Annotated in this window: 8 protein-coding genes and 1 tRNA gene; 3 read left to right on the top strand and 6 right to left on the bottom strand. The window is 74.4% G+C overall.

Annotation, left to right across the window (positions count from 1 at the left end; genetic code table 11):
* Positions 1 to 133 precede the first annotated feature (133 nt).
* Together metG and ACFWW8_RS07150 are read right to left on the bottom strand one after the other, a co-directional pair.
* Positions 134 to 1,849 (bottom strand): methionine--tRNA ligase, encoded by a 1,716-nt coding sequence (gene metG / locus ACFWW8_RS07155; protein WP_386524754.1) that lies wholly within the window; start codon positions 1,847 to 1,849, stop codon positions 134 to 136.
* 230 nt (positions 1,850 to 2,079) lie between these two features.
* Positions 2,080 to 4,098: a hypothetical protein gene (locus ACFWW8_RS07150; protein ID WP_386524751.1), complete on the bottom strand. Its 2,019-nt coding sequence runs from the start codon at positions 4,096 to 4,098 to the stop codon at positions 2,080 to 2,082.
* A 267-nt stretch (positions 4,099 to 4,365) separates the two neighbouring features.
* On the opposite strand from ACFWW8_RS07150, the gene ACFWW8_RS07145 reads away from it, so the two are divergent.
* Positions 4,366 to 4,932, top strand: a complete 567-nt coding sequence (locus ACFWW8_RS07145; RefSeq protein ID WP_386524749.1) for an RNA polymerase sigma factor — start codon at positions 4,366 to 4,368, stop codon at positions 4,930 to 4,932.
* A 179-nt stretch (positions 4,933 to 5,111) separates the two neighbouring features.
* Here ACFWW8_RS07145 and ACFWW8_RS07140 read toward each other — a convergent pair.
* Both ACFWW8_RS07140 and ACFWW8_RS07135 read right to left on the bottom strand, forming a co-directional pair.
* A tRNA-Leu gene (locus ACFWW8_RS07140) sits at positions 5,112 to 5,196 on the bottom strand.
* A gap of 239 nt (positions 5,197 to 5,435) precedes the next feature.
* Positions 5,436 to 6,377, bottom strand: coding sequence for a beta-ketoacyl-ACP synthase III (locus ACFWW8_RS07135; protein ID WP_386524747.1), 942 nt, complete (start codon positions 6,375 to 6,377; stop codon positions 5,436 to 5,438).
* A 204-nt stretch (positions 6,378 to 6,581) separates the two neighbouring features.
* On the opposite strand from ACFWW8_RS07135, the gene fdhD reads away from it, so the two are divergent.
* Positions 6,582 to 7,412, top strand: a complete 831-nt coding sequence (fdhD, locus tag ACFWW8_RS07130; RefSeq protein WP_386524744.1) for a formate dehydrogenase accessory sulfurtransferase FdhD — start codon at positions 6,582 to 6,584, stop codon at positions 7,410 to 7,412.
* Positions 7,413 to 7,444: 32 nt separating this feature from the next.
* Here the strand turns inward: fdhD and ACFWW8_RS07125 are convergent, their stop codons facing one another.
* Together ACFWW8_RS07125 and ACFWW8_RS07120 are read right to left on the bottom strand one after the other, a co-directional pair.
* On the bottom strand, positions 7,445 to 7,876 hold the full coding sequence (locus ACFWW8_RS07125) for a (2Fe-2S) ferredoxin domain-containing protein (RefSeq protein WP_386524741.1): 432 nt from the start codon (positions 7,874 to 7,876) through the stop codon (positions 7,445 to 7,447).
* Positions 7,877 to 7,885: 9 nt separating this feature from the next.
* Positions 7,886 to 8,920 carry a bile acid:sodium symporter family protein gene (locus tag ACFWW8_RS07120; protein ID WP_386524738.1) on the bottom strand — a complete coding sequence of 345 codons (1,035 nt, stop codon included), beginning with the start codon at positions 8,918 to 8,920 and terminating at the stop codon, positions 7,886 to 7,888.
* A 135-nt stretch (positions 8,921 to 9,055) separates the two neighbouring features.
* Between ACFWW8_RS07120 and ACFWW8_RS07115 the strand changes: the two genes are divergently transcribed.
* Positions 9,056 to 9,907 (top strand): LysR family transcriptional regulator, encoded by an 852-nt coding sequence (locus tag ACFWW8_RS07115; RefSeq protein WP_386524735.1) that lies wholly within the window; start codon positions 9,056 to 9,058, stop codon positions 9,905 to 9,907.
* Positions 9,908 to 9,998 lie beyond the last annotated feature (91 nt).

The raw sequence follows: 9,998 nt of genomic DNA, 5'->3' as shown, positions 1-9,998 counted from the left end.
CCCCGGCCGCACCCGCCGCCGGGGGGTCCGGGGGGCGGCCGCCGGCCCCCCCCCGCGCCCCCGGTACCCCGGGGGGGCCCCCCCGCGGGGATGTCCCGGCGCGGCGCCCCTCACGGGCCCACGCGGTGGGGCCTCAGGCGTCCGGGGAGCCGCCGAAGCGCTCCCGGTACGAGTCAAGGTCCTCTTCGGTGATCTTCGCGAAGAGCACCGGCGGTACGGTGAACGGCGTCCCGGCCGGGACCGCGTCCAGGGACCGGGCCTGCTCCGGGGTCACCCACGCCGCGGTGTCGTCGGCGAGCGCGAACGCGGAGCGCATGGCGCGCGCCGAGGCCGGGATGAACGGCTCGGAGACCACCGAGTAGAGGTGGATGAGGTTCATCGCGGTGCGCAGGGTCAGCGCAGCGCCCTCCGGGTCGGTCTTGATCTCCAGCCAGGGGGCCTTCTCCTCCAGGTAGGAGTTTCCGGCCGACCACAGGGCGCGCAGCGCGGCCGCGGCCTTGCGGTACTGGAGCGTGTCCATGTGGCCCTCGTACTCGGCCAGCAGTTCGGCGATCTGGCCGCCCAGCTTCGTCTCGGCCTCGCCGGCCGCGTTGCCCGCGGGGACGTCGTCGCCGAAGCGCTTGCGGGAGAAGGACAGGACGCGGTTGACGAAGTTGCCGAGGGTGTCGGCGAGGTCCTTGTTGACCGTGGCGGTGAAGTGCTCCCACGTGAAGGACGAGTCGTCGGACTCGGGGGCGTTGGCGATGAGGAAGTAGCGCCAGTAGTCGGCCGGGAGGATCTCCAGCGCGTGGTCGGTGAAGACGCCGCGCTTCTGCGAGGTGGAGAACTTGCCGCCGTAGTACGTCAGCCAGTTGAAGGCCTTGACGTAGTCGACCTTCTTCCAGGGCTCGCGGGTGCCCAGCTCGGTGGCCGGGAACATCACGGTGTGGAAGGGGACGTTGTCCTTGGCCATGAACTGGGTGTAGCGGACGTCCTCGGCCTCGTACCACCAGGACTTCCAGTCGCGGTTCGCCGGGTCGGCGTCCGCCCACTCCTTGGTGGAGGCGATGTACTCGATCGGGGCGTCGAACCAGACGTAGAAGACCTTGCCGTCCGCGGCCAGTTCGGGCCACGTGTCGGCCGGGACCGGGACGCCCCAGTCGAGGTCGCGGGTGATGGCGCGGTCGTGCAGGCCCTCGGTCAGCCACTTGCGGGCGATGGAGGAGGCGAGCTGCGGCCACTCCTCCTCGTGCTCCGCCACCCAGGCCTCGACCTCTACCTGGAGCTTGGACTGGAGGAGGAAGAGGTGCGTGGTCTCGCGGACTTCCAGCTCGGTGGAGCCGGAGATGGCCGAGCGGGGCTCGATCAGGTCCGTGGGGTCCAGGACGCGGGTGCAGTTCTCGCACTGGTCGCCGCGGGCCTTGTCGTAGCCGCAGTGCGGACAGGTGCCCTCGACGTAGCGGTCCGGCAGGAAGCGGCCGTCGGCGGGCGAGTACACCTGCCGGATCGCGCGCTCCTCGATGAAGCCGTTCGCCTGGAGCTGCCGCGCGAAGTGCTGGGTGATCTCGGCGTTCTGCTGCGAGGAGCTGCGGCCGAAGTAGTCGAAGGACAGCTCGAAGCCGTCGTAGACCGCCTTCTGGGCCTCGTGTGCCTGCGCGCAGAACTCGGCGACGGAGACGCCGGCTTCCTTCGCGGCGAGCTCGGCGGGCGTGCCGTGCTCGTCGGTGGCGCAGATGTACAGGACGTCGTGGCCGCGCTGGCGGAGGTACCGGGAGTACACGTCCGCCGGAAGCATCGACCCGACCATGTTGCCCAGGTGCTTGATCCCGTTGATGTAGGGAAGCGCGCTGGTGACCAGGTGTCGAGCCATCCTCGGATGCTCCATTTCCTCTGTGCGGTACGACGTGACGTCACGGACTGTGAAGGCGGTTCATCGTATCGAACCGCCGAAAGGCCACGCGCCGCATTTGTTGGGGTGGGCCTCACGCAAAAGCGAGGGCGGTGACCTCTCCGTCACGGCCCTCGCGATCGCGCCCATGCTACAGCCGCCCGACGGCGCCCCCGACCGCCGCGGAGCCCGGTCCCGTGCCTCCCCGGACGCTAGTCCCGGCCCCCGGAGGCGCCGTCGAGCGCGGTGATCCGGGCACCGCTCGCGAGGCGGCCCGTGAGGGAGACCCGGGCCCCCTCGGGGCCGGCGGGCGCGGCCAGGGCCCGGCCGTTCGCCTCGGCCCGGACCGCGCCGGACGCGGTGATGCCGACGACCTCGCGGCTCCCCGCGGCCACCACGTACCAGCGGCCCGCGGGCGAGCGCCACCGGGTGCCGGCGAGCAGGTGCTGTCCGAAGCGCCCGCAGGCCGCCGTGGACCGGGCCCGCACCACGTCCTGCGGCGCCCCGGCCGGCGGCCGCAGCTGGACGAGGACGTCGCCGGGGCCGGCCCAGCCGGAGGCGCGGGTGCAGGACCACACGGCCCGGCCACCGCCGTCGGGGAGCTCGGAGCCGGCGAAGTCCCAGACGTTGACGGCGCGGACGGCGCCGCCGCCCAGTTCCCGCAGTCGGCACGCGGTGGGCGCCCAGGCGGCCCGCGCGGCCGGTCCGGTGGCCTCGCGCGGCTGCCGGGCGGCTACGGCGCCGGGCCCGTCCGGGAGCGGCGTGTAGGTGAGGTGGACCGGGGAGAGCGCGCCGAGGTCGGCGAGGACGAAGGAGTGCTTCTCGACGATGCGGGCGGAGGAGGTGAGTTCGAGTACGGGCCAGGACGCGCAGTCCCCGGCCGTACGGGGCACCGCCGCCGGAGCCGTGACCCCGTCGGGGGCGACGGTCAGCGGCGCGCCCTCGTCCCCGGTGCGGAGCAGGTCCCGGGTGGCGGCCCGCTCGATCCACGGGGCGAGCAGGTAGCGGGCCGTGCCGTCGGCGGAGGGCCGCACCAGGGTCAGCGCGGCCGCGGTGGTGACCCCGGCCTCATCGGTGCGCGCGAAGCCGAGCTCCCGCTCGCGGGGTCCGGCGGCCGCTTCGGCGTAGCGGACCACGCGGTCCCCGTCGAGCAGCAGCACCACGGCCCGGCCCTCGATGTCGCCCGCGTACAGCAGCTGCGGGGGCCGGGCGGGCGGGTCGGTCGCCGTTCCGGGAGCGGCGGTGACGGGGACCCCGCGCGGCCGGGCCGCCCACGTGCCCAGCGCCCGCGCCAGCAGCGCCCGGTCGCTGGTGCGCCCGCCGCGGGCCGGCCAGGCGGTGAAGTCCACCCGGGCGGTGTCGGCCCAAGCCTGGGCCGGGACCCGGAGCAGCCGGCCGGGGTCCAGGGCCCGCGCGGCCACCGGTCCGGCGGCGGGCGTGGCTTCCGGACGCGGCCCCGAGGCGTCGGCCACCAGCACCCCGGTGACCAGCGCGCACAGGGCGGCGGCGGCCCACCCGGTCCGGGCCCGGCGGCGGCGCCGGAGGAGGTCGGTGGGGCGGGCGCTGACGACGCTGGCGTCGAACTCCGGGCTGCGCCGGGCCGCCGGGAGCGGTGCGCCGACGGGCAGGGCGAGGGCCTCGCGCACCGCGTCGGCGGGGTCGTCCGCGCCGGCCGCCGCGAGGAGCCGGACGGCCGCCTCCTCGGGGAGCCCGTCCATGCGGTGGAGGACGAAGGCGGCCCGGACCGGACCGGGCGCGCCGGCCAGCACCCCGGCCGCCTCGTCGATCCCGCCGGCCGGGGGCCAGAGCCGCAGCCCCCACACGAAGGGCGGGACGGGGGGCCAGCCGGCCTTCGCCAGGACGGAGCGGATCCGGCCGGACGGGGCGAAGGAGGCGCGCAGCACCCGTACCCGTACCTCGGAGAGCGGCCCGCCGGGGCTGTCGGGGCCCGCCGGGGGGCCGGGGCGGCCCGGGCGGGAGGGCCCTGCATGACCGTCCGGGCCGTCCGGGCCGCCGGGACCGCCTCCGCCGCCGGGCCCGGGGCCCGTGCCCCCCAGCCCCCGGGGCAGCGCGTGCTGCACCGCGCGGTGCGCCAGCAGCACGCGGGTGTGGCGCCCGAGGGAGTCGGGGAGGGTGAGGTAGGCGAGCCGTACCAGCTGGGGGTACTGCTCGACGAGGACCGCCTCGGCCTGCTCGACGGCGGTGGAGCCGAATCGCTGCGATGTGCTCACCCACCGACAAACGAGTGAATCGTGCGATGGTCACACGCAGTGCGCCCTCCACCCACCGGTCCCAGCCGCGCGGCATATGCATATGCGCTGGCCGGGACGCCGGACGATCGACATCGATCACGATCCGGTCATCACCGAACGTAATATTTCCAGCTTTCTCCTCTGCGCCCCCCGAGTGCGCCCGCGCTGATGTGCTGTCCGCACAGGGGATCAGGGGGATGGGGTGGAGCATTGAGCGAAGGCGGAACGGAGGAACCCGGTGGAAGCGTGGGACTGCCGAGCCGGCAGCGGCGGCCGACTCCCGTGAGCCAGTGGGATCCGACGGCGCGCCTGGCGTACTGGGCCTTCCACACCAACCGGCGGCCCGCGTACATGCGCTTCGCCTGCCTGCACCTCGGCTCCTCCGCGCGCGCGGAGGACGCGGTGGACGCCGCCTTCGACTCGATCATGGCCGAGTGGCTCCGGATGCTGCACATGGACCGGCTGGACGCTTACGCCTGGACCGTCCTCAAGGGCTGCATCATCGACCGGCAGCACGTCCGCGACCCCTGGCGGCAGCGTCCCGAGCCGATGGACACCAGCGCCTTCGAAGCGGCCCTCAAAGAGGCCCGCGCCGACCGGTTCGAGATGCTGACCGACGCCATCCGCTTCCACTCCGCCGTCTCCCGGCTCGTCGAACGGCAGCGCGATGCCGTCCTCCTGCGGTACGGCCTGCAGTGCAGCCCCGGCGAGGCCGCCGCGGTGATGGGCGTCGACGAGGCGACCGTCCGCTCGCACCTCGGCCAGGCCCACCGGCGGCTCGCCCGCCTGCTCGACACGTCCCCCGGGTCGTGAGGCCCGAGGACGGTCACGGGTAGGCGAGGACGCCGCGGCTCCGCGCTCCCCGGCCGAGTTGCTCGCCCGGGCCGGCGTGCGCGAGAGCCACCCGCACCACGACCTCGGCGCCGCCGAGGCGAAGGGGCCGGGTTCCCAAAAACACGAAAAACCCCACCGGAGTGGGGTTTTCGTCTGTGTGTCCGAGGGGGGACTTGAACCCCCACGCCCGATAAAGGGCACTAGCACCTCAAGCTAGCGCGTCTGCCATTCCGCCACCCGGACCAGGTGATCGGCCCCGGTTTCCCGCGGCGACATGGACAACCATAGCAAAGGATCGCCGGGCGTCCGACCACTTATCCGCGCCGTGATCGTCCGCCACGCCGTGCTGACCTGCGGGCATGCCCCGATGCGCTCGACGAGACGGGACGTCTCGTCAGGCATGGGGCGGGACCCTCGGGGCCGGAACGCACCGTGCCCCCGCCCTGTCCCGCGGGGCGGGGAGGGCGGGGGCGCGGCGGACGTCACGGGCAGCTGATGACCTGGCCGGCGTAGGAGAGGTTCCCGCCGAAGCCGAAGAGCAGGACCGGGGCCCCGGAGGGGATCTCTCCGCGCTGCACCAGCTTGGACAGGGCCATCGGGATGCTCGCCGCCGAGGTGTTGCCGGAGTCGACGACGTCGCGGGCGATGACGGCGTTCACGGCGCCGATCTTGGCGGCGAGGGGCTCGATGATCCGCAGGTTCGCCTGGTGCAGGACGACGGCGGCCAGCTCCTCGGGAGCGACCCCCGCCTTCTCGCATACCTTGCGGGCCAGGGGCGGGAGCTGGCTGGTGGTCCACCGGTACACGGACTGGCCCTCCTGGGCGAAGACCGGCGGCGAGCCCTCGATGCGGACCGCGTTGCCCATCTCGGGTACGGAACCCCACAGCACCGGGCCGATGCCCGGCTCCTCGCAGGCCTCGACGACGGCCGCCCCCGCTCCGTCGCCGGTGAGGACGCAGGTGGTGCGGTCGGTCCAGTCGGTGATCTCGGTCATCTTGTCGGCGCCGATGACCAGCGCCCGCGTGGCCGAGCCGGCCCGGATCGCGTGGTCGGCGGTGGCCAGGGCGTGGGTGAAGCCCGAGCAGACGACGTTGAGGTCCATCACCGCCGGGTTGCCGCCCATGCCCAGCTTGGCGGCGACGCGTGCCGCCATGTTGGGCGAGCGGTCGATCGCGGTGGACGTGGCGACCAGGACGAGGTCGATGTCGTCCGGGGTCAGCCCCGCGCTGGCCAGGGCCTTGCCCGCCGCCTGGAAGGCCAGCTCGTCCACCGGCTCGTCCGGACCCGCGATGTGGCGGGTCTTGATCCCGGCCCGGGACCGGATCCATTCGTCGGTGGTGTCGACCATGGCCGAGAGGTCCTCGTTGGTGAGCACTCTCGCGGGCTGGTAGTGCCCTAGCGCCACCACGCGTGAACCGGTCATGGGCGGGGTCCCCCCTCGTCGACAGTCAGGATCACCCAGCTTCGCCTGCTACCGATGGGTACGAGTGCGCGTGATCCGACAGGATTCGGGCACCGGAATTTGGAGATTCCGGAGGATCTGGCTGCCGGGAGCGCCGCGGGAACCGGAACGGCGACAATAACTCTGTCGGCCGCGGCGGAAAACAGAGCGAGGTGGGGGAACACCATGGGACGCGTCACCGAGCGCCGCCGGGTCGTGCGGATCCGGAACGGGATCACCGGGGTGCGCCCGGACACGCTGGTGGCCGAGGAGCCGCTGGAGATTCGCCTGAACGGCAAGCCCCTGGCGATCACGATGCGCACCCCGGGGGACGACTTCGCCCTCGCGGTGGGCTTCCTCGTGAGCGAGGGCGTGCTCGGTGCGGCGCAGGACGTGCGGGCCGTCACCTACTGCGAGGGCGCCACCGAGGACGGGTCGAACACCTACAACGTCGTCAACGTGCAGTTGGCGCCCGGCGTGCCGGTTCCGGACATCACGCTGGAGCGGAACGTCTACACCACCTCCTCCTGCGGACTGTGCGGCAAGGCCAGCCTGGACGCGGTCCGGACGGCGAGCCGCTTCCCGGGCGCCGCCGCCGGAGATCCCGTACGGCTTCCCGCGGAGCTCCTGGCCCGGTTCCCGGACCGGCTGCGCGAGGCCCAGAAGGTCTTCGACCGTACGGGAGGGCTGCACGCGGCGGGGCTCTTCACCGCGGAGGGCGAGCTGCTGGACGTACGGGAGGACGTGGGCCGGCACAACGCGGTGGACAAGATCGTCGGGCGGGCGTTGCAGGCCGGGCGGCTGCCGCTGACGGGCGCGGTCCTGCTGGTGTCGGGGCGGGCGTCGTTCGAGCTCGTGCAGAAGGCCGTGATGGCGGGCGTCCCGGTGCTGGCGGCGGTCTCGGCGCCGTCCTCGCTGGCCGTGGACCTGGCGCTGGAGTCGGGGATGACGCTCGTCGGGTTCCTGCGGGGCCCGGACATGAACGTGTACGCGGGCGAGGAGCGGATCACGACGTAGCCCCGCCCCCGGTGCCGCTCCCCCGCCGTCCCTCAGCGGCCGCGACGGGAGCGGCGCGAGGGATTCGCGGCCGGTGCGGGCTCCGGCGGGTCGATGCGGTGGAGGTCCAGGGTGTCGGGGACCGGGGTGGTGCCGGGGCCGCCCGACCGGGCCCAGGCGATGATCTCGTCGGTCGCGGTGTCGTCCAGGGCCCAGCCGAACCAGGTCGCGCGGGCGCCGCGGCGGCGGGCTTCGCTGGTGGGCTGGACCACGATGACGTTCGCCTGCGCGCACGGGCCGAGGCACTCGCTCGTACGGACAGCCAGCCGGCCCCCGGAGTCGGCGGCGGCCGCGCGCAGCCGGGCGAGCTGGCCCGCGTGGTCGGAGCCGGGGTTCTTGCGGGGGTCCCCGCAGCAGCAGCCCCGGCAGACCACCAGGGTGCAGGGGCGTTCGGCGCGGGCGGCGATCGGGCGTATCCAGGTCACCGCCGCACGTTACCGGGCCCGGGGGGCGGGGTGTTGGAGCGCCCGGGAGACCTCCGCCACACGGTGGGGCGCGGGTTCGGAGTCGCGGGCCCTGCGGCGGGCCAGGACGGCGCAGACCATCAGCTGCATCTGGTGGAACAGCATCAGCGGCAGTACGGCCAGGCTCGCGTGCGCCCCGAACAGCACGCTGGCCATGGGCAGTCCGGCGGCCAGGCTCTTCTTCGAGCCGGCGAACTGGATGGCGATGCGGTCCGCGCGGTCGAAGCCGAGCCGCTCGGCGCCGTACCAGGTGACCAGCAGCATGACGGCCAGGACGGCGGCCTCGGCCAGCATCAGGGCGCCGAGGCGCGGGACGCTGACCTGGCTCCAGACGCCCGCGACCATGCCCGCGCTGAACGCCGCGTAGACGACGAGCAGGATCGAGCCGCGGTCCACGTAGCCGAGTGCGGAGCGGTGGCGGGTGAGGAGGCCGCCGACCCAGCGGCGCGTCACCTGCCCCAGGACGAAGGGCAGCAGGAGCTGGAGGGCGATCTTGAGGAGGGAGTCGGCGGAGAAGCCCCCCGCGTCGCCGGCGAGCAGCGCGGCCGCGAGGAGGGGGGTGAGGAGGATGCCGGCGAGGCTGGAGAAGGAGCCTGCGCAGATCGCGGCGGGGACGTTGCCCCGGGCCATGGAGGTGAACGCGATGGAGGACTGGATGGTCGAGGGGACCAGGCAGAGGAAGAGCAGGCCGCTGTAGAGCGGGGGCGTCAGAACGGTGGGCACGAGGCCGCGGGCGGCAAGGCCGAGGAGGGGGAAGAGCAGGAAGGTGCAGGCGAGCACGGTGAGGTGGAGCCGCCAGTGGCGCAGGCCGTCGAGCGCCTCGCGGGTGGAGAGGCGGGCGCCGTAGAGGAAGAAGAGCAGGGCCACGGCGGCGGTGGAGGCCCCGTCGGCGAGGGTGGCGACCGGGCCGCGGGCCGGGAGCAGGGCGGCGAGCCCGACGGTGCCGAGCAGGGCCGGCACGTACGGGTCCAGGGGCAGCCGGGCGGGGAGGTGCGGGCGGCGCATGCGCGGGGCTCACTTGCTGTCGGGGGCGCGGGGGCGGGGGCGGTGCCCTGCGATCCCATCGTCGGGGCCGCACGGTCATCGGGAAACCCGCACACCGAACTCACTGTCATCACGATCCGCGATAGCCTGGGCGCCATGTACGACCCGGTCCAGCTGCGGACGTTCCTCACGGTGGCCCAGACGCTGAGCTTCACCCAGGCCGCCGGGCGGCTCGGTGTGCGGCAGTCGACGGTCAGCCAGCACGTGCGGCGGCTGGAGGACGCGACGGGCCGGCCGCTGTTCGTCCGGGACACCCACAGCGTGGAGCTGACGGAGGACGGCGAGGCGATGCTCGGCTTCGCGCGGACGATCCTGGGGGCGCACGAGCGGGCGGCCGCCTTCTTCGCCGGGACGCGGCTGCGGGGCCGGCTGCGGTTCGGGGCCTCGGAGGACTTCGTGCTGACGCGGCTGCCGGAGATCCTGGAGGGCTTCCGGCACGAGCACCCGGAGGTGGACCTGGAGCTGACGGTGGAGCTGTCGGGGACGCTCCACGAACGGCTGGACGCGGGCCGGCTCGACCTGGTGCTGGCCAAGCGGAGGGGCCCGGGCGACGAACGGGGCCGCCTCGTCTGGCGGGACCGCATGGTGTGGATCGGGGCGGAGGGCCTGCGGGTGGACCCCGAGCGGCCGGTACCGCTGATCGTCTTCCCGCCCCCCGGGATCACACGGGCCCGGGCGCTGGAGGTGCTGGAGCGGGACGGCCGCGCGTGGCGCATCGCCTGTACGAGCGGCAGCCTGAGCGGCCTGATCGCGGCGGCCCGGGCCGGGCTCGGCGTGATGGCCCACACCCGCGGGCTGATCCCGCCGGGCCTGGTCCGGGTCGGGGGGCTGCCCGACCTGGGGCCGGTGGAGTTCGCGCTGCTCCAGGGGCGGCGCCCGACCCCCGCCTCGGAGGCCCTGGCCGCCGCCGTCCTCACCGGCGCCGACCGCCTGAGCCGCCCGGCCTGACGCCCCCGCCCCGACACCCCCGCCCCGGCGAACCATCGGCCACCCCACCGCCGGCCACCGGCCTACCGCGCGCCCCTCCCCGCTCCCGCAC

Source organism: Streptomyces sp. NPDC058701, from assembly GCF_042715295.1.
In the GTDB taxonomy this organism is placed as follows: Bacteria; Actinomycetota; Actinomycetes; order Streptomycetales; family Streptomycetaceae; genus Streptomyces.
The sequence above is the reverse complement of the archived record's forward strand: the minus strand, read 5'-3'. Positions and strand labels throughout refer to the sequence as shown.

Coding starts and splice junctions, on each gene's coding strand:
- ACFWW8_RS07115 (WP_386524735.1), top strand. CDS start 9,056: ATGTACGACCCGGTCCAGCTGCGGACGTTCCTCACGGTGGCCCAGACG.
- fdhD (WP_386524744.1), top strand. CDS start 6,582: ATGGGACGCGTCACCGAGCGCCGCCGGGTCGTGCGGATCCGGAACGGG.
- ACFWW8_RS07120 (WP_386524738.1), bottom strand. CDS start 8,920: ATGCGCCGCCCGCACCTCCCCGCCCGGCTGCCCCTGGACCCGTACGTG.
- ACFWW8_RS07135 (WP_386524747.1), bottom strand. CDS start 6,377: ATGACCGGTTCACGCGTGGTGGCGCTAGGGCACTACCAGCCCGCGAGA.
- metG (WP_386524754.1), bottom strand. CDS start 1,849: ATGGCTCGACACCTGGTCACCAGCGCGCTTCCCTACATCAACGGGATC.